The organism is Flavobacterium lindanitolerans (assembly GCF_002846575.1).
Classification (GTDB): domain Bacteria; phylum Bacteroidota; class Bacteroidia; order Flavobacteriales; family Flavobacteriaceae; genus Flavobacterium; species Flavobacterium lindanitolerans.
In genome coordinates this window covers 762135-781732 of the sequence record NZ_PJND01000007.1, presented here as the reverse complement: position 1 = coordinate 781732, position 19598 = coordinate 762135, and the positions used below count along the sequence as shown (strand labels likewise).

The window sequence follows — 19598 nt, the reverse complement described above, 5'->3', positions numbered from 1 at the left end:
TTATCAAACCGACTCTATATCACAGTCCAATTGATATAAATCAAACCCTTCGTCCCAGAAATCTTTCACAACTTCCCTGAGCCTGAGCCCAAATTTTTCATAAAACGGATAAACAAGCTGCGATGTTCTCACAGATAAAGTCTTAACCTGTTTGTTTTCTTTTATCTTCTCGATCCTGAATCGGGTCAAAGCACTGCCAAGTCCTTTTCCTTGATAGCCCGGATCAAAGATATCCCAGGATATTTTTGCCGTTTTGCCATCTTCTGTCAGATTAAAGCCTCCACATCCAACAATCTTACTTTCCATGACAAGAACAAAATAATTATCCGCCTCATTATCCAAATAATACGACAAGTCCTTCTCTTCATTTGGAGAAAAGAATTTCGGTGTATTCAGTCTTAAAAGTTCCAATATTCTGTTTTTGTCAGAACCGGCATACTCTCTTATTATCATTTTTTATTTTTTGTATCTAAAGCCAAATACTCTTCCTCTGTTTGTGTTTTTATCTTTCTTTCTGATGGAAAAAAGAAACTCATAGGTTTGCTTTTGAAATGTTTCCAGATGGACAAGATAACAAAACGTATTTCACGCAACGGAATATTTCTGGAACGGAAAGCCAACCCCAAAGACAACGCAAAGCTTACGAGGAAATTGACCAACCCGATTACGCCAATTCCAATAATGCACCAGATTACCAATGACAAAGTTACCATAAAATCGGCTCCATAAAGCCCTAAAGCCATATTTCCACTTGCAAAAGTAATGTGCCGGATATCAAGATTTAATCCAAAAAACAATCCGATGGATGCGGTCGAACCCATGAACACCCCAAACCAAAAATTGGAGATAATACCTGCCCATTTCTTTTCATACATATCAGCAATTTTTTTTGTTTTCTCCCTGCCAAAAGTCATCTTCAGTACGGGATGTTCCTGTATTCTGTAATACACCTGATGATGCTTGTCCCTATTGGCAATACTTCCTGAAATAATACCGGAAAGAAAAAGAAACACACCGGCGATTGCTGCGTGAAAAATAGCCGGCGAATGAACCGGACTTATATCTGTCAGCAGTTTTGTCCATTTCGAAGCGGCAATATTATATTCAAAGGCATAATCAATCAGCCAGATTCCCAACAGCGAAACCGGAAATGCCATAACAACGTTCCCTACAAAAGCAATAAACTGTGACCTGAAAACCCGCGCAAAAAATACCGCAAATGCCTGATGTTTTTCAGATGAATTTCCTTGTTTTTTCATACCCTGCTCTAACGCCCTGACCAATGCTGATGCTGTCATGGCCGGCTGTTTTGTAGCCAAAGTAAACCCGCAGAGATAAATGGCAATGAATCCAATCGAATAGTTCATACTATATAAAAAAGCATGCCCGAAACCGCTGGTTTCTACCTTGCCCAACATCACTTTGATGATACACAAAAGACCCACTATGAGTCCGCCTCCTAAAGCTGCCCTGAACATCCTGAAATATTCCTGCCGTGTTTCTGTAATGTACTTTTCGCCTGTTTTTGCAGTATGCTGTGTAACTTCATAGGACAAAAGCTGCGTACTTTCGCTTACCAGACCTCTGATATCGTTTTTATAACAGTTGTATTTTATGAGTTTTAACGCAAGCTGTATCCCATTATTTTTTTTGTTTTCTTCTCTATCCACAACCAAAAGCGGAATCAGTACTTTTAATCGGTATAGCTGTTGGCGTATGCGGAGCAGATTTTGGTTAACGCGAAGCGAAATACCGTATTTTGAAGAATTGGCAAAGGCTTTTTCTACAAAATCATTGCATTGCTTGTGCAATATCAAAAGTTGTTTGTAGTATAGGTCTGTGGATGAAATAAAATGATTATTTTCCGCATTCCTCACCGTATCATCAATCTGATGGAGCTCTTTTTCCAAGGCAGCAAAAGGACTCTCCAGATTATCATATTCCGGAACCATTTTTATAACGTCCGTTTCCATGGCACGACCACTAATACGTTGCGTAATAATATTCATAGAAAGCAACATTTCGGACAATACGGAATCTTCTTCTACCGTGTCATAAATCGAATTGAACAGTAAAAGGTCATAAAGTTCTTCGATTTGGGAAACCGGAATTTTGTTTACCCAAATCGTGTCGGTTGCCAGATAAAAAACCTGATTTAAAATATACTCCAATGAATCTTTGCTAGGCTGATAGGGAAGCAATTTGGAAAAAATCCTTTTTCGGACCTCAAAAATAAAATCAACATCACGGAGGATTCCCGCATCTGAAAGAAACTTATTGAATTTTTTATTGTGCAGCAGTTTTTTGACATAGTAAGAAAACTGTAATCGTATGAAATCATTTTGTTGAAGAAACTCCAACAATTCCTGAATATCGACAACTAAGACCGCTTTTGGTTTTTTTGGTCTTATAATACTGACCAGCTGCACCAATAATTCAATTTCGTCATTTGCCTTCGTCCATAGCTGGCTTTCATCAAAATAATGCTTCATAAAAGAAGCAATGGAGATTTTTGGCTTCGATTTTCTAATTTTCATGGGGTTTTAACTTAAGCTTTATCGTAAAAATACAAATAGAAGAGCATTTATCAGTAACTTCGTTAATAAAAAGATACCCATGCTTGAGATTGAAAGAAAATTCCTTGTCAACTCTGACCAGTTTAAGACATTTGCTTTTGCTAAAAATCATATTGCCCAGGGCTACCTCAACAGCCATCCGGAGAGAACTGTCCGTATCCGGATTAAAGGAGAAAGCGGTTTTCTGACCATCAAAGGAAAAGGAAACGAATCCGGGGTTTCCCGCTTTGAGTGGGAAACTGAAATTCCGCTTATGGAAGCCAGACACCTGATTCAGCTTTGTGAAAAGGGTGTTATTGACAAAATACGCTATGAAGTGCGGTCCGGAAACCATGTTTTTGAGGTTGACGAATTTTTTGGAGATAATGAAGGACTCGTTATAGCCGAAGTTGAATTGAAATCTGAAGATGAAACCTTTGAAAAGCCTGATTGGTTGGGAAGTGAGGTTACAAACGATGAGCGTTACTATAATGCTTTTTTAAGCCAGCATCCTTATAAAACCTGGAAATAATTTGTTTTATTATACGTCAATAAACTATAATTGATTACCCCAATTACAATGAAAAAAATCCTGATTGCCTTTTTGTTTCTGTTGTCTTTTCATGTAGGAAATGCCCAAAAAATGACAACATTGACTTATTTCCAAAACGATACAATTAAGTTAGACCTTGATTTATTTCTTCCGGCAAAAACGTCCGGCAATAAACTACCATTGCTTTTGTATGTGCACGGCGGCGGATTTTCAGGAGGAGAAAGACAATCCGGTCACAGTCTTTGTCATTATCTTGCCCAAAATGGTTATGCAAGCGCTACGATAACCTATACACTGTATGCCAAAGGTAAGAAATTCAGTTGCGACGGTATTCTTTCTGAAAAGATTAAGGCATTTCAATATGCAGTAAACGATTTATGGCTGGCCACTTCCTTTTTTATAAAAAACAGTGAAAAATATGCTATCGATACTTCAAAAATATTTATTGCCGGTTCCAGTGCCGGAGCCGAAACTGTGCTTCATGCTGCATTTTGGGATTTTAAAACGATGAATTTATATGATAATTCACTTCCTGCCGGATTTAAATATGCCGGACTCGTTTCGGGTGCAGGAGCTATTATGGACTTAAATCTGATTACTGAAAAAAACATAATTCCTATGTTTTTCTTTCATGGAAATGGTGATACAACCGTTCCTTATGCTACTGCTCCACATCATTATTGCAAGACAAATGCTTCAGGATGGCTAATGCTCTTTGGTTCCTATTCTATCTATAATCATATCGTGAGCTTAGACGGTTCCGGAGCGCTCTATACGTTTTGTGGTGGCGGACATGAGTACAGCGGTTATCTTTTTGAAAAAGAGCACCACATTGTTTTAAATTTTCTGAATGATGTTTCGTCCGGAAAGAAATTCCAAAAGCATGACATTGTGCCAACCGGAAAAAAGAATGAGCTGTCTGCTACCTATAAATTTTGTGACTAAGGTTATTATTCACCGTTAAAACCATACAACAGGCTTCGGGTTTCGTTATGACTGTCATAGCTATGGTGGTAAACGAAAAACAAGGAGAACGAAGTCAATAACACCGCTAAAAAAACATAAAAAAGAGACTTGCTTATAACTTCCGTTGCTTTTAGGAGGGCTCCAATTAAAAAAGCCACAAAATAAAAGCCGAAGAGTGCCAGCACAAAAATCCCTAGAGAATGTTTATGTCCTGACAACCTTATAGTCACCAATACTAAAACGATTGTGATTATTGCTATGGTTATTTTTCCTATTTTATTTTCTTTCATCATCTTCTATCTTAATTTTACAATATGCCAAAAACTAATCTTTCGTCTTGTTATAAAATCCAGCTTTTCATATAATTTTATAGCACCTTCATTGCTTTCAACCACATGAAGGTAAGGCATCTTTCCCTGTTCTATTATAGCATTAGCCGTATGGGCAACCAACTGTTTTGCCAGGCCTTTTCCGGTATGTTCAGGATGTGTGACTACAGCGCTGATTTCTACAAAATCATCCATTTTCATCCGCTCTCCGGTTACGGCTATCAATTCTCCTTTTTCAAAGATTCCGTAATAGTTTCCCAGTAAAGCTGTTTTCTCTTTAAAATAACCCGGCTGTACCAGATTAACCAGGTCAAATAAAGCTTTGGTATTGTTTGAGGTCAATGACACAATAGTATTTTTATACTCCATATCTATTTTATTCTCAACAATCATTTGTGCGCAAATCAGCTCATTTTTTAGCAGCAGTTTATCAGACAACAACGGTTTTTCACCAACAACAAAAAAACTATCTGTCAGGTGCGAATAAGAATCAATACTTTCAGAAATATCATCTGGACTTTGAAAACCTCCAAACGGGCAATAATCCGGACGGTAAAACTTTATATTGTTATAATTAATTGCAAAATCCCGATGGCTTTCTGATAAAGAATACCAAACAGGATTGTCTAATTTTTTATACTTTTCAGGTTTCATAAATAATGTACTGTTTTAAGATTATTCCCAATCGCGCCAAAGTCAATGCCTATAGAACCCTTAAAACAAAAAACCACCGAACATCGAAATGTCCGATGGTTTTGAACAAAAACAAAATCAATCATAATCCCGCAAGCGGAACTATATTATTGCCATCCGCCACCTAAGGCCCTGTATAATTGGATAATGGCATTGTACTGTCTGTATTTATTGTCAATCAGATTCAGTTCCGTATTCAAAGCATTGTCTTTAGCTGTCAATACTTCCAAATAGTTCACCAAACCATATGTTAATAGTTCGTCTGAATAATCAGCCGCTTTTTTAAGTGCGTCAACTTGCTTTTCGCGGATTGTTATTTTAGCCGTTTCGTTGTTGTATTGCGCCAAAGCATCCGAAACTTCTTTTCCTGCAGTTAACAGAGATTGTTCAAATTGCAGATAGGCTTTTTCCTGGTTGGCTTTTGCCACTTCAAAACGCGTTCTGATTTGTCTCTGGTTAAAGATTGGCTGTGTTAATCCGGTAACCACATTTGAAAAGAACGAATTGGCACTGAACCATTGTTGCAAATCGATACTTTGGAAACCGCCTGTAGCCGTTACTTTTAGCGTAGGATAGAAATTACTTCTTGCAACATTAGTCTGCTCAAAAGTAGAAATCAGGTTGTATTCTGCCGCAATAACATCCGGTCTGTTTCTCAACAGGGTTGCCGGAACGCCAAGTGTAATTTCCGGCTGCATTACCTGAGACTCGAAAGTACCTCTGGCAATTTTCTTAGAACCTTCACCCAAAAGATTATTCAGGGCATTTTCTAAGATGATTACATTGTTTTTTAAATCTGCAATAATGATTTCTGTCGCATATTTCTGTGCTTCGGTCTGTTTTACACCCACTTCATTTACATTTCCTGCATCTTTAAGCGCAATAATCGTTTCGATACTTTCATTTCTGTTAATCAACGATTCTTCAGCTACCTTAATCTGGGCATCCAGAGAAAGCAATTGATAATAGGTAGAAGCAATGCTGGCAATCAACTGTGTCTTAACCGCCTGATTGGCTGCTATTGACTGCAGATAAGCCGCATTTGCCGCACGCTTGTTACTTCTGATTTTGCCCCAGATATCCGCTTCCCAGGAAAGTGTTCCTGTCAACTGATACTGGTCTGTGCTTCGGTCCTGCAGGAAAGCTCCCAACTGGCTGTTTTTGGAAAGCTGCTGGTGTGTCCAGTCAGCATTTCCTGAAAGTGTTGGAAAGTAACCTGCTTTGCCTTGTTTCATTGTCGCTTCTGCGGCTGCAATATTCTGCATCGCAATACGGATATCCAGATTGTTCTGCAATCCTTTTTTGATATAGTCCTGCAAGATAGGGTCAGTAAATATCTTATCCCATGAAACATTCGCAAGCGAGGTAGAATCCGCAGAAACAACCTCTGTTCTGTAAAGGTCTTCTGTTTTTAGTTCCGGCCTTTCGTATTTTTTTGCGACGAAACAAGATTGCATTACGGCTGCAGCGAAAACGAGCAAACCTATTTTATATATCTTATTCTTCATATTCTTCGTTTAAAAGTATAACATCAGACTCTTTTTCTTCAAATGGCTTGCCTGAGATTCTTTCCTGCAATGATTGGAAGATTACGAACAATACCGGAATTACGAATACTCCAAATACGGTTCCGATTAGCATTCCTCCAACAGCTCCCATACCAATAGAACGGTTACCTACTGCTCCAACTCCGGAAGCAAGAGCTAATGGCAACAGACCAAAAATAAAGGCCAATGAAGTCATTAAGATTGGTCGAAGACGCGCTTTTGCACCTTCGATAGCCGCCTGCATCAGGTCCATTCCGTGGCGTCGTCTCTGTATGGCGAATTCCACAATCAGGATGGCATTCTTCGCGAGGAGACCAATAAGCATGATTAGTGCTACCTGGAAGTAGATGTTGTTTTCTAATCCGGCAAGCTTCACAAATCCGATAGCTCCGGCAATACCAACAGGCAATGATAACAATACCGATAATGGCACCAGATAACTTTCATATTGCGCACTCAAAAGGAAGTAAACAAATATCAAACTCAAAAGGAATACGCCTGCTGCCTGTGATCCTGCCAAAATCTCTTCACGGGTCATACCTGAAAATTCATAAGTATAACTTTTTGGCAAGTGCTGTGCTGCAACTTCCTGAATTGCCTTAATCGCATCACCTGAACTGTAACCCGGTTTCGCTTTTCCGTTAACGTTTACAGCTTTTAGCATGTTAAATCTCGCTACAGCTTCCGGTCCGTAAATTCTCTTGAAGTCAATGAACTGGCTGATTGCTACCTGCTGGTTATTGGCATTTCTGACATAAATATTGTTAATCGATTCTTCAGTAGCCCTGTCAGACGGTTTTGCCTGAATCATGACACGGTACTGCTTCCCGAATTTATTGAAATCTGTTGTATACAATCCTCCGTAATATCCCTGCATGGTGTTGAAGATATCCGAAATAGATACTCCGGCATCTTTTGCCCTTTCCACATTAATATCCATTTGGTATTGTGGGAAGTTCGGGTTAAAGTTGGTCATCGCATACTGGATTTCCGGCCTTTTCATTAATTCACCCAGGAACTCGTTGCTGACTTTACTAACTGTTGCCCAGTCATCATCACCTTTATCCTGTATTTTGAATTCAAAACCATCGGCAGTACCAAAACCTTGTACACTCGGAGGTGTAAAGAATAAGGCTCTTGCATCTTTAAAGTGGGCTGTTCTTCCAAAAAGTTCTCCCACTACTGCATCAACCTGCTGGTTAGCCTCTTTACGATAGGCCCAGTCTTTCAGTTTGATTACCGTAAAGGCATAAGAACCACCGTTTACGTTGTTCAACAAACTGAATCCTACAACGCTCATTCTGGCTTCAACGATATCCATCGAGGCTAAAATAGAATCTAATTCATTTACTGCTTTTTGTGTTTTTTCTAATGTTGTTCCAGGAGGCAGTGTCAAATCCGCCATGATGATTCCCCTGTCTTCGTTAGGAATAAATCCCGACGGAGTAGACTGGAACAGGAAATAAGTAATACCACAGAAAACCAAAAGAGCTACTCCTGTTACCCATCTTTTTCTTACCAGGAATCGCAACGAGCCTGTATATTTCTCGTTCATCTTATTAAAGCCTGTGTTGAAGGCAAGGAAGAATCTGTCTTTCAGGTTCTTTTTATGATGGTCTGAATCTTTATGCGGTTTCAGGAACAGGGCACACAAAGCCGGACTCAACGTTAACGCGTTTACTGCCGAAATCAAAATCGATATCGCCAACGTAATTGCAAACTGTTGGTAGAATACTCCCGAAGGTCCGCTTAGGAACGATACCGGAATAAATACCGCCGACATTACCAATGTAATCGAAACAATCGCACCAGAGATTTCGCTCATCGCAGACAGCGTAGCTTCTTTCCCGGACTTGGCTCCTTCGTCGAGTTTGGCGTGTACCGCCTCCACGACGACAATGGCATCATCGACCACAATACCAATCGCGAGAATCATAGCAAACAGGGTCAACATGTTAATTGAGAATCCGAATAATTGCAGGAAGAAGAACGTTCCGATAATGGCTACCGGTACAGCGATAGCAGGAATCAGAGTAGAACGGAAATCCTGTAAGAATAGGAATACTACAATAAATACAAGAATGAAAGCTTCTACCAAAGTAGAGATTACTTTGCTAATGGAAGCATCAAGGAATGTTTTGGTGTTGTATGGAATTACATAATCTACTCCCTGAGGGAAATCAGGTTTTGTTTCTTCCAAAATCGACATTACTTCTGTGATGATATCCTGTGCATTGGAACCCGATGTCTGGAACACCCCTACGGCAACACCTTCCTGCCCCATAGCAATGTTTTTGGTACCATAGTTGAAGCCTCCCAATTCTACGGTGGCCACATCTTTCAGGTGAAGGAAGTTTCCGTTTCCTGTAGACTTGATTACGATGTTTTCATAATCTTCAATTACAGAAAGTCTTCCTTTGTATTTGATTACATATTCATAAACTCCATCTGCATTTTCACCAAATTTACCCGGTGCTGCTTCTACGTTTTGCTCTTGTAGCGCTGCCTGAATATCTTTTGGCAATACGCCATAAGTTGCCATTTTCTCCGGATCAATCCAGATTCTCATTGAGTAATCTTTTGCTCCGAAAACGTTAACCTGTCCAACACCTTTTACACGTTGCAGTTTTGGAACCAGGTTGATTTTAGCATAGTTCTGGATATACGTTTCGTCGAATTGCTTATTTTTAGAATAAAGCGCAAAGAACATCAAGGCACTGGTTTGGCTTTTTAGCGTGGTAACCCCTGTCTGAACAACAGCCTGAGGCAATTTGCTGGTAGCACGGGAAACCCTATTCTGAACGTTTACGGCAGCAATGTCCGGGTCAACCCCAAGTTCAAAGTAAACTGAAATTTTTGCTGAACCGTCATTCGCAGCAGAAGACGTCATATAGGTCATTCCTTCTACTCCGTTGATTTCTTCTTCTAGTGGCGTCACAACACTGTTCAATACCGTTTCGGCATTCGCTCCAGTATAGGTCGCATTAACCTGAACCGTCGGTGGGGCGATTTCAGGATATTGTTCTATCGGCAGGGACATCAATCCCAGGATTCCTAAAATGGTAATCAGGATCGATATTACGGTCGAAAGAACCGGTCTTTCTATAAATGTCTTTAACATTGAGAATTATTTTTTAGCTGATGGTGTAGTTGTTTTTGCAGCATCTTTTGCCGCAGTATTTTCTGCCGGAGCCGCAGCTTCCGGTTTTCCTTGCTGTGGCACGATTTCCATATCGTCTTTTAATTTAGAAGCCCCTTCGACTACGATTAACTCGCCTTCTTCAAGTCCTCCGCTCACGATGAAATTCAATCCTGATGTTCCTTTTGTCTCAATGATTCTTGATTTTACCTTGTTGTCTTTTCCAACTACATAAACCATCTGTTTTCCCTGTACTTCAAATACGGCATTCTGTGGCACAAGCATTACGTTTTTCTCATCAATTGGCAAACGAATGATACCACTGCTACCGCTTCTAAGGATTCCTTCCGGATTTTTGAATTCGGCTCTGAACTGCGTTGTTCCTGTTTGTGGATTAACCAATCCATTCATTGTTGCCAATCTTCCTTTTTGGTCGTATTCTGTATTGTCAACCAAAAGCAGGGAAACTTCCGGAGCTGATTTCAGCTTTTCTGCCGTTGTCGCTCCTTTAAAGGTTTTGTTGAAAAACAAAAGTTGTTTCTCATTCATTGAGAAATAGGCACGGATAACTCTCGTATCAGAAACGGTTGTCAAAGGCATTTCACTGGTTGAGCTAACTAAACTACCTTCTCTGAATGGAAGGCCGCCAATTACCCCATCAACGGGCGATGTGATTGTTGCAAAACCTATGTTGGCAGCAATAGCTCCATAAGAAGCTTTAGCCTGCGCTAACTTAGCTTTGGCCGTTTCCAACTGTACGTTGCTGATGATTTTTCTGTCAACAAGCGGCTTCAATCGGTCTACTTCAACCTGAGCTGCCTGTACGGCTGCCTTTGCTGCTGAAGCATCCTCGTTTTGAGTTTGGGTTTCTAATTTGAATAACAATTGTCCTTTTCTGACAACCTGTCCTTCGTCAACAAATATTTTTTGGATAAATCCGTTAACTTTTGGACGGATTTCGACATTCTGTTGTCCCTCAAGATTGGCTGTATATTCCTGATAAACAACCGCATCCTGTTTCGCAACAGCCTGTACCGGAAACGGCATTGGTCCCTGAGGAGGCATCTGCTGTTCTTTTTTACCGCAAGAGTAAAGTGTAATTATTGCGATTACAATACTGAATAGTGATTTATTCTTCATCTGCATTTTTATAAAGGTTGATTGATTTATTTGTTCTCTACTTTTTCTAACTTCTGAATCGTTTTATTTAAAAATTTTTCAAATTCCAGGATGTGTTCCTGATAAATCTTAATTAGTTCCAAATTGGCACAGTCGCCGTCACTCACTGTCTTTTTTCGGTAATCTATCATTCTTTCCACCATTTTCTTTTCGTCCAGAACCATCTGCAGGTGGTTTTGCATCCTGTCGCCAAAAGAAGACGGTCTGTAATATTTCTTTCTGTCACCAGGAAAAGTATAATATTCTATTTTTCCTATCTTCAGTAACAGATTTAAATTGGTAGAAACCGAACTTTTGCTGGCTCCAAGTGTGGAAACTAAATCGTCAAACGTCAATCCTTTGGCGTCATTCCAAACAATAAGGCAACCTAATATTCGTCCTGACAAAGGTGAAAAGTTCCAATACTTTTCAAAATGAACACCAAACATCTCCACCAATCCTTCTCTTTCTTTCGCTATGTCTGTCATTTGATATGTTAATTTTGGCGCAAAGTTAAATCAGGTTCGGTAATTACCGAACTAAACGAACTTAAATTTATGTTAATTTTTAATTGTCCGTTTTAAGCAATAAAAAAGCCAGCATAATGCCGGCTTGGTTAGTTTATAATTTCAATGTTCACTCTTAATGAACCGTGATTTTTATTGTCTGCAATTTCCATAAAGGCTTTTTTAGTGAGGTCGATTTCCCTGCCCGGTACAAATGGCCCCCTATCGTTTATTTCAACCAAAACCGATTTTTCATTGGCTATATTGGTTACTTTGACTTTTGTTCCGAATGGCAGTTTTTTATGGGCGGCTGTATAATTGCTATTGTGGAATTTTTCCCCACTTGCTGTTTTTCTCCCGTTGAATTTGTCGGCATAATAGGAAGCATGGACATTCTTCTTATATACTTTTCCGGATACCGATTTGGCTGACGAGCAGCTTGCCAGCAGGCTTCCAAGTACTCCGATAAATAAAAATATCCGGGCTTTCATGATTACTGTACAATTTCAATAGTTACTTTCAAATGACCTCCGTATCGGGAAGAAGCAATGTCCATAAAGGCTTTTTTGGTAAGGTCAATTTCTTTTCCTTTGGTAAACGGGCCCCGGTCTGTCACTTCTACAATAACCGATTTTCCATTGGCTTCATTTGTTATACGGAGCTTGGTTCCAAAAGGAAATTTTCTATGGGCTGCGGTATATTTCTTATTGTCAAAAATTTTTCCGCTTGCTGTGCGCCGTCCTGTAAATTTGTCCGCATAATAAGATGCATGGGCATTTTTCTTATGGAGTTTATATTTTTTTGATTCTGCTAATTTTAAGCTATCTTCTATTGCAACTTTCTTTACCGAATCCTGAAATGCCTGGGTTTTTTCCGGGGGTGTTTTTTGAAAATTTCTATCCTGTATGGAAAAACCGCTCGAAAAGACCAAAGCAATAAAGGCCAGCAACAGAATGGTAGTCTTATACTTCATGATAAATTTTTTTATGTTTGGCCAATTCATCTTACAATTACTATACCTAAAATGAAAAAAGCTCAAAAAATTGAGCTTTATTTTTTATGAGAACCACACATTCCAAGGAATTCTTGACAACAGCAACAGGAATCCCAAAGCATAGAATACGGCTATTTTCTTGAATTTTTTATTGGAATCATCCACTCTTTTGTGTGTGCTCCAACCTATGGTTATCAGCACTATTGCCAAAATATTTACGAAAGGATGCTCGACTGCCATCATGCGCAGCTCGCTATTTCCCATAATTTCTTTCATGCCAGCCTGTCCAAACAGGGCAATTCCTTTTGGAGAAACGAAATACAGTATCAATCCAAAAACAAATTGGATATGTGCTGAAATAAGACCAAAAAGGGCAATCCTTCTGTCTTTTGGTTTGAATTCGTTTTTAGCAGATAGCCCTATCAGGGAATTAATTGTTGCAACGCCAATTGTAAAAAGGGCTACATAGGCAATACCGGAGTGGGCTTCAAGAATAATTTTGTAAGTATCCATGGTCAAAAATTGTTTTTTACAAATATATCAAAAAATGAAATGCTCCAAAATTATGGGAACACGGCAGACCAATAAATAATGAATCCAAATTACGAAATAAAATCTTAATAATTAACATTTCTTTAATTGAATTGGTCACTGTTTTAAAATCCAATATCATAAATTTGCGGAAATGATGAAAAAAGCCGTACATATTACTTTTTTGTGCTTATTCTTTCTGCTTGGTATGCGTTGCGATGCCGGCAATAAGAAAAACTTGTCATTGACTTTTCCCGAAACCAATTGCACACCGCAATTAAAAACATGCCAATACGGTCTTTCAAAAAAAGAATTTTCGGTTGTGCATGACACATTGGATAAACTCCATAAAAAGAAGAAATTTTCTAACCCCTATCGTTATAGTATGGCCAGGCTTTCAAAATGCCATGGTTTGACTTTACTTTTTGGAGCCGTTTCTTCTTCAAAATTTGTTTTCCATACTTATTTTGCTTTGGCAAACCCTTTTGAAAAACATTCCCTGTTTGGTTCTTTCTGCCATAAAGGAAAACTACTATCCATCTTCTATCCCTTTCAGGCTTTTTGGTAATAAATAATTGATTTTCTTTTTTAAGATTCTCTCCCTGAATCTTCCTAAACATTGTCCAATTAAATTATTACAGATATGAATGAATTAGAAAATACGGCAGCAGCCTCACATCACCTTTATCCACTTATAAGTGATTTGGGACTAATTCTTATGACTGCCGGTGTTGCCATTTTACTTTTTAAGAAAATCAGACAACCTTTAGTTCTTGGATATTTAATTGCGGGATTTCTTGCGGGCCCTTATTTTACGTTATTCCCTTCTGTAAAAGACGTACAAAACGTTGAAGTCTGGGCAGAAATCGGGGTTATTATATTGCTTTTCAGCCTGGGTCTCGAATTTAGCTTTAAGAAATTGATGAAAGTGGGCGGAACAGCCTCCATTACTGCTCTGGTACAAATTTTCTCTATGGTATTTTTGGGATATTGGTGCGGTCAGCTCATGGGCTGGTCTTCTATGGACAGTATCTTTTTGGGTGTTATTCTCTCCATTTCGTCAACTACTATCATACTTCGGGCTTTTGATGAATTGGGTGTAAAAGGCCAGAAATTTGCCGGCATTGTTTTTGGCGCGCTGATTGTTGAAGATATTGTAGCTATCCTGATGATGGTTCTGCTTTCAACCATTGCCGTGAGTCAGCAATTTTCAGGAATGGAACTTTTTGAATCAGTATTAAAACTTTTGTTTTTCCTTATACTATGGTTTGTAGGCGGTATCTTTTTCATTCCTACCTTACTAAAAAAGGCTAAGAATCTTTTAAGCGATGAAACCCTGTTGATTGTTTCATTAGCTTTATGCCTTATGATGGTAATTCTGGCTACTATGGCCGGTTTTTCACCTGCTTTGGGTGCTTTTATTATGGGTTCTATTATTGCTGAAACCACCAAAGCGGAACGCATTGAACACCTCGTTAAACCTGTAAAAGACCTTTTTGGAGCCGTTTTCTTCGTATCTGTAGGAATGCTTATCAATCCTAGTACATTGGCAGAATATGCCGTTCCGGTAATTATTATCACCTTGCTGACCGTTTTTGGAAAAACTTTAAGTTCCACTATCGGAACCCTTATTTCCGGACAGCCCTTAAAACAGTCTGTACAAACCGGGATGAGTTTAGCTCAAATTGGTGAGTTTTCGTTTATCATTGCTACTTTAGGGATGACATTAGGCGTAACCAGCAATTTCCTTTATCCTATTGTAGTTGCCGTTTCTGCCATATCGACATTTACGACTCCTTTTATGATTAAGCTTTCTATTCCGGTTTCCAATATGCTGGAAAGAAAACTCCCTAAAAAATGGATTAAGGCAATCGACAGCTACAGTTCCAGTTCGCAAACTATAAAAGCCACAAGCAACTGGGTTTTATTTTTAAGATCCAGCATCATTCAGATTATCATCTATTCTGTAATTATAATTGCCATTATTCTGCTTTCTTCAAGAGTAGTACTTCCTCTTGTAAACGGTTCGCAATGGGCTAATGTCGCGATAGCAGTATTAACGCTTTTGTGCATTTCGCCTTTCTTATGGGCCTTGTCGTTCAGAAAAGTTGCGCCTACCGCTTATGAGGAATTAAAGCGGGAAAGGAAATTTTTAGGACCAATAAAAATTGTCAATATTATCCGAATACTGTTTACCCTGTTTTTTATTGGATTATTGCTCAACAGTTTCTTTTCTAATTTCATTGCCTTTACTGCTTTGGTTATTTTTGCCGTGGCTTATATGGTTTTCCCTAAAAAGCTGCAAACATTATATGACCGAATCGAAAACCGATTTATGCAGAATCTTAACGACCGGGAAAATACGGAAGCTTCAAAAAGCAAGCGGGAGCTTTCTCCCTGGGATGCGCACATGACTACTTTTGAAATCAGTGCCGAATCCAATATTGTTGGGAAACCGCTACACCAGCTGGAACTCCGTGAAAAGATAGGAATCAATATTGCGGCAATCAAACGCGGAAATATTACAATTAATGTTCCTAACCGAAATGAGCAGATTTATCCAAATGATATTCTCTATGTCATAGGAACAGACCGACAGATAGAGAAATTCAAGACCTATCTGCAGCAGAGTTTTGTGGCAGTTCCTGAAAACAATTCTGAAACTGTCCTGAAAAATTTCGAATTGAAAAACGAAGATTTTATTGGCAAAACCATCCGCGAATCACAGCTTAGAGAAAAAACAGATGGCCTGGTCGTGGGAATTGAACGGGAAGGCCGCCGAATGATGAATCCGGAATCCCACGTCGTACTTGAAAGAAACGACATTATCTGGATTGTAGGCGATAAGAAAAAAATGAATTCTATTACACTAAATGCTTCTTAATAATTATTTACTTAACTAAATTCTAAAATGGATAATTTTGATTGGAAACAGCTCATTAACCCTGAATTCTACATTGCAATGGAACTTGGGGGCGTTAGCGTTGGACTGTATGTTGTGCTTTTTATTGTTTTTGCAGAAACGGGATTGTTTGCCGGGTTTTTCCTTCCGGGTGACAGCCTTCTTTTTCTTGCCGGAATCTACAGCCGTGAACTTGTAGAAAATCTTGTTATCATTGAAAGTGACTTTGGCAACGTGGCTTTACTGGCTACATTGGTTGCTATTTCCGGAATTATCGGAAACACGGTGGGTTATTGGTTTGGTGCAAAAAGCGGATGGTATCTTTATAAAAAAGAGGACAGTTTCTGGTTCAAGAAAAAGTATCTGGAGCAGTCGCGCGTATTTTTTGAAAAATACGGTGGGAAAGCGATTATCATTGCACGTTTCATGCCTATCCTGAGAACCTTTGCCCCGATTATTGCCGGAATCGTGCAAATGGACAAAAAACGTTTCATATTCTACAATATACTAAGTTCTTTCTTATGGGCTTTCAGCTTAATTATGGCTGGGCATTACCTTTACGGTTTGTTTTTAAGCAAATTTGACATTGATTTAAAGAGTCATATTGAAATCATTATCCTTATCATTGTAGCGGCTACTACCATTCCGCTAGTGGTGAAATTTTTGAAAGGAAACAAAGAAACTCCGGAAAACAATACAGAAGAATAATAAAAAGCCTCTCGATTGAGAGGCTTTTTTGTTTTAGACTAAACTCATTAGTTCTTATTTCTTATCTAAAAAATAACGCAACAAAAGAGCCGTTGAACTGTCATGTTGTTTTACAACACCTGAATTGATTTCATCAAGAATTGAATTCGCTAATTGTTTGCCAAGTTCAACACCCCATTGGTCATAACTGAAAATATTCCAGATTACGCCCTGTACAAAAATCTTATGTTCATATAATGAAATCAGTGAACCTAAAGCTTCTGGCGTTAGCTGTTGGATTAGCAATGTATTGGTTGGCTTGTTCCCCTGAAAAATCTTAAATGGTGTCAGGAACTCTGCTGCTCCTGAGGAGAAGTTTGTTTTTGTAAATTCTGCCCTTACCTGGTCTTCCGTCTTTCCATTCAGCAAAGCTTCTGTCTGGGCAAAGAAATTAGACATTAGTTTATTGTGATGGTCTTCATCTCCATATAGAGGTTTTACAAAACCAATAAAATCAGTAGGAATCAATTTGGTTCCCTGGTGGATTAGCTGGAAAAACGCGTGCTGTGAATTGGTTCCCGGTTCGCCCCAAATGATTGTTCCTGTCTGGTAGTTTACCGGATTACCATCTCTGCCAACGCTTTTTCCGTTACTTTCCATGATTCCCTGTTGAAGGTAGGGTGCCAGTTTCTGGAGGTATTGTGTATAGGGAATCAGCGCTTCACTTTCTGCTCCGAAAAAGTTATTGTACCAAATGCTCAAAAGTGCCAGAACTACCGGAATATTCTGGTTGAATTCTGCCGATTTGAAATGTTCATCCATTTCATTCGCACCTTTCAGCAGTTTATTGAAATTGTCGAATCCTACAGCCAAACTGATGGACAGGCCTACAGCACTCCACAAAGAGAATCTTCCTCCAACCCAGTCCCACATAGGAAAAACATTATCCGGATTGATTCCGAATTCTGTTACTTTCTGGATATTTGTAGAAACAGCCACAAAATGCTTGGCAACATCTTCCTGTTTAGCCGATTTTAAAAACCATTTGCGTACCGTTTCAGAGTTTGAAAGCGTTTCCTGGGTGGTAAATGTTTTTGAAACCACTACAAAAAGTGTCGTTTCGGGATTTAGGTTTTTGATTTTTTCCTGTACGTGGTCACCATCAACGTTAGAGATAAAATGAACATTCAGATGATTTTTATAAAACTGAAGCGCTTCTACAACCATTGCCGGTCCTAAATCTGAACCCCCAATTCCAATGTTTACTACATCTGTAAAAGCTTTTCCGGTGAAACCTTTTCTTTGTCCGTTAATAACCTCATCACAAAAGGCCTTAATCTTGTTTTTTACGCGATATACCTCCGGTATTACATTTTGTCCGTCTGCAGTGATTACAGCAGATTCAGGAGCACGTAAAGCAGTATGAAGTACCGCCCGGTTTTCGGTTTCGTTGATACTGTCGCCATTAAAATATTTGGCAATGGCATCTTTCAGATTTACTTCCTCAGCCAAAGACAAAAGCAAACTTATTGTTTCTTCTGTGATAATATTTTTAGAATAATCTACAAGAAAGTTATTCCATTGAAGATTAAATTTTTCTGCTCTGGAGCTATCGTTTGCAAACATTTCCTGCATTGAAGCATATTGCATTTCAGCGAAATGTTCACGCAGTTTTTGCCAAGCAACTGTTCCTGACGGATTGGTTCTGCCTAAAGCCATGGTAATAAAAAATTAGATTTGTAGTCTTTTGAAGGCTCAAATTTAGGCAATAATGAATTACTTTTTGAATTTAATTGCAGCGATGCTGTCTAATTCTTTTTTGAGAGGTGCCATTTCAGCCATGAATCTAGGCTTGTATTTCGCATCCATCGGGATTGAATTCGGGAGTTTCTGTTTAAGGGCATCAACCTGTACGCCGTTTTTCCAGAAACGGTAACAAACGTGCGGTCCGGTTGCCAGACCTGTACTTCCTACTTTTCCAATAACATCGCCCTGAGAAACCCGTTGTCCTTTTCGAACCAATATTTTAGACATATGGAGGTATTGCGTCGAATAGGTCGAATTGTGTTTGACTTTTACAAAGTTTCCGTTTCCGGCGGTATATCCAGTTTTTTCAACCACACCGGTTGCCGTCGTTATAATTGGCGTTCCCGCCGGCGCTGCATAATCAGTACCGTTATGGGCTTTGAATCGCTGTTGTACGGGATGGAATCTTCTTGTTGAAAATTTTGAGGAAATCCTGAATCCGAATTTTAAAGGTGCTTTCAGGAACATCGTCTTGAGCACTTTTCCTTCCTCGTCATAGTAGTTTACTTTTTTTGCCGTAGTATCCTGCTTGAACGGAAAGGCATAGATTTTTTTTCCTTTGTATTCAAAAAAGGAAGCTTCCAGGCTTTCTACACCTGCATAAATTGTGTCGCTGATGTATTTCTCATTAAAAGTAACAGCAAACTTATCGCCTTTCTGAATTTTGAAGAAGTCGACAGAATAAGCATAAATATCAGCAAGATTTTGAGCGAGTGAAGCGTCAACGCCTGCCTTGCTCAGGGTTTCAGACAATGAACTTTCGATTTCCGTAGCTATTGTTCTTCTTTTAATTGTTATTGGTTTTTTATTTCTATAGGCCACAATAGAATCTCTTAAATCAATAACGTTGTAATGAATATTATCCGGTTGGTAAATAAAAACCTGAACCGTATTGGGTGCTGTTTTTGTTTTTAGGATGGTATAAGGTCTACCGGCACGGATATCTCTGAAGTTAAAAGAATCTCTGGCTTTTTCTGTTATTTCGTGTACTTTGTATTTGCCCAGATTATGTTTGTCCATCAATGTTCCAAACGTATCGCCACTTTTGACTGTATCATTCACAACCAAAAAATCATTTAGTGTAAAACCAAATTCAACAACGATTGGCTCTTTTACAGGAACTTCTTTAATATTATTTTCTTTTTCGGACTTTTCTTCCTTGTTACAGGAAACCAGGGTAAATAGCAATAGTAAGGTTAAAACAGCGTATTTCAAATCGTATTCTTTAATCT

18 protein-coding genes are annotated in these 19598 nt (G+C 38.9%); 5 read left to right on the top strand and 13 right to left on the bottom strand.

What is annotated here, in order from left to right:
* Positions 1 to 3: 3 nt before the first annotated feature.
* Positions 4 to 453: a GNAT family N-acetyltransferase gene (locus B0G92_RS03465; protein WP_101471112.1), complete on the bottom strand. Its 450-nt coding sequence runs from the start codon at positions 451 to 453 to the stop codon at positions 4 to 6.
* On the bottom strand, positions 450 to 2537 hold the full coding sequence (locus tag B0G92_RS03460; protein WP_101471111.1) for a recombinase: 2088 nt from the start codon (positions 2535 to 2537) through the stop codon (positions 450 to 452). The genes B0G92_RS03465 and B0G92_RS03460 overlap by 4 nt, the downstream gene beginning before the upstream one ends.
* Before the next feature lie 79 nt (positions 2538 to 2616).
* On the opposite strand from B0G92_RS03460, the gene B0G92_RS03455 reads away from it, so the two are divergent.
* Positions 2617 to 3087, top strand: a complete 471-nt coding sequence (locus tag B0G92_RS03455; protein ID WP_101471110.1) for a CYTH domain-containing protein — start codon at positions 2617 to 2619, stop codon at positions 3085 to 3087.
* 48 nt (positions 3088 to 3135) lie between these two features.
* Positions 3136 to 4053, top strand: a complete 918-nt coding sequence (locus B0G92_RS03450; RefSeq protein WP_101472013.1) for an alpha/beta hydrolase — start codon at positions 3136 to 3138, stop codon at positions 4051 to 4053.
* 5 nt (positions 4054 to 4058) lie between these two features.
* Here B0G92_RS03450 and B0G92_RS03445 read toward each other — a convergent pair whose 3' ends face one another.
* From B0G92_RS03445 to B0G92_RS03405, 9 genes are all read right to left on the bottom strand, one after another.
* Entirely contained in the window at positions 4059 to 4367 is a 309-nt protein-coding gene (locus B0G92_RS03445) for a hypothetical protein (protein ID WP_056067557.1), read from the bottom strand.
* A 3-nt stretch (positions 4368 to 4370) separates the two neighbouring features.
* The gene (locus B0G92_RS03440; protein WP_101471109.1) at positions 4371 to 5057 is read right to left on the bottom strand and encodes a GNAT family N-acetyltransferase; all 687 of its coding nucleotides are present in this window, start codon (positions 5055 to 5057) and stop codon (positions 4371 to 4373) included.
* A gap of 146 nt (positions 5058 to 5203) precedes the next feature.
* Positions 5204 to 6604: an efflux transporter outer membrane subunit gene (locus B0G92_RS03435; RefSeq protein ID WP_101471108.1), complete on the bottom strand. Its 1401-nt coding sequence runs from the start codon at positions 6602 to 6604 to the stop codon at positions 5204 to 5206.
* A complete protein-coding gene (locus B0G92_RS03430) occupies positions 6594 to 9764 on the bottom strand; it encodes an efflux RND transporter permease subunit (RefSeq protein WP_056067551.1) in 3171 nt (1056 codons plus the stop codon). The genes B0G92_RS03435 and B0G92_RS03430 overlap by 11 nt, the downstream gene beginning before the upstream one ends.
* 6 nt (positions 9765 to 9770) lie before the next feature.
* Positions 9771 to 10922 carry an efflux RND transporter periplasmic adaptor subunit gene (locus tag B0G92_RS03425; RefSeq protein WP_101472012.1) on the bottom strand — a complete coding sequence of 384 codons (1152 nt, stop codon included), beginning with the start codon at positions 10920 to 10922 and terminating at the stop codon, positions 9771 to 9773.
* A 26-nt stretch (positions 10923 to 10948) separates the two neighbouring features.
* Positions 10949 to 11428, bottom strand: coding sequence for a GbsR/MarR family transcriptional regulator (locus B0G92_RS03420; protein WP_056067549.1), 480 nt, complete (start codon positions 11426 to 11428; stop codon positions 10949 to 10951).
* 128 nt (positions 11429 to 11556) lie between these two features.
* Positions 11557 to 11937 (bottom strand): septal ring lytic transglycosylase RlpA family protein, encoded by a 381-nt coding sequence (locus tag B0G92_RS03415; RefSeq protein WP_101471107.1) that lies wholly within the window; start codon positions 11935 to 11937, stop codon positions 11557 to 11559.
* A 2-nt stretch (positions 11938 to 11939) separates the two neighbouring features.
* Complete coding sequence (locus B0G92_RS03410) at positions 11940 to 12419, bottom strand: septal ring lytic transglycosylase RlpA family protein (protein WP_101472011.1); 480 nt, start codon at positions 12417 to 12419, stop codon at positions 11940 to 11942.
* 84 nt (positions 12420 to 12503) lie between these two features.
* Positions 12504 to 12953, bottom strand: a complete 450-nt coding sequence (locus B0G92_RS03405) for a hypothetical protein (protein ID WP_101471106.1) — start codon at positions 12951 to 12953, stop codon at positions 12504 to 12506.
* A 172-nt stretch (positions 12954 to 13125) separates the two neighbouring features.
* Here B0G92_RS03405 and B0G92_RS03400 point away from each other — a divergent pair, with 172 nt between their 5' ends.
* From B0G92_RS03400 to B0G92_RS03390, 3 genes are all read left to right on the top strand, one after another.
* Positions 13126 to 13539 carry a hypothetical protein gene (locus tag B0G92_RS03400; protein ID WP_101471105.1) on the top strand — a complete coding sequence of 138 codons (414 nt, stop codon included), beginning with the start codon at positions 13126 to 13128 and terminating at the stop codon, positions 13537 to 13539.
* Positions 13540 to 13614: 75 nt separating this feature from the next.
* Complete coding sequence (locus B0G92_RS03395; RefSeq protein ID WP_056067542.1) at positions 13615 to 15855, top strand: monovalent cation:proton antiporter family protein; 2241 nt, start codon at positions 13615 to 13617, stop codon at positions 15853 to 15855.
* Between the two features lie 27 nt (positions 15856 to 15882).
* Positions 15883 to 16581, top strand: a complete 699-nt coding sequence (locus B0G92_RS03390; protein WP_101471104.1) for a DedA family protein — start codon at positions 15883 to 15885, stop codon at positions 16579 to 16581.
* 54 nt (positions 16582 to 16635) lie between these two features.
* Here the strand turns inward: B0G92_RS03390 and pgi are convergent, their stop codons facing one another.
* Together pgi and B0G92_RS03380 are read right to left on the bottom strand one after the other, a co-directional pair.
* Positions 16636 to 18279: a glucose-6-phosphate isomerase gene (gene pgi, locus B0G92_RS03385; protein ID WP_101471103.1), complete on the bottom strand. Its 1644-nt coding sequence runs from the start codon at positions 18277 to 18279 to the stop codon at positions 16636 to 16638.
* A 57-nt stretch (positions 18280 to 18336) separates the two neighbouring features.
* The gene (locus B0G92_RS03380) at positions 18337 to 19581 is read right to left on the bottom strand and encodes a M23 family metallopeptidase (protein WP_056067531.1); all 1245 of its coding nucleotides are present in this window, start codon (positions 19579 to 19581) and stop codon (positions 18337 to 18339) included.
* Positions 19582 to 19598: the final 17 nt, after the last annotated feature.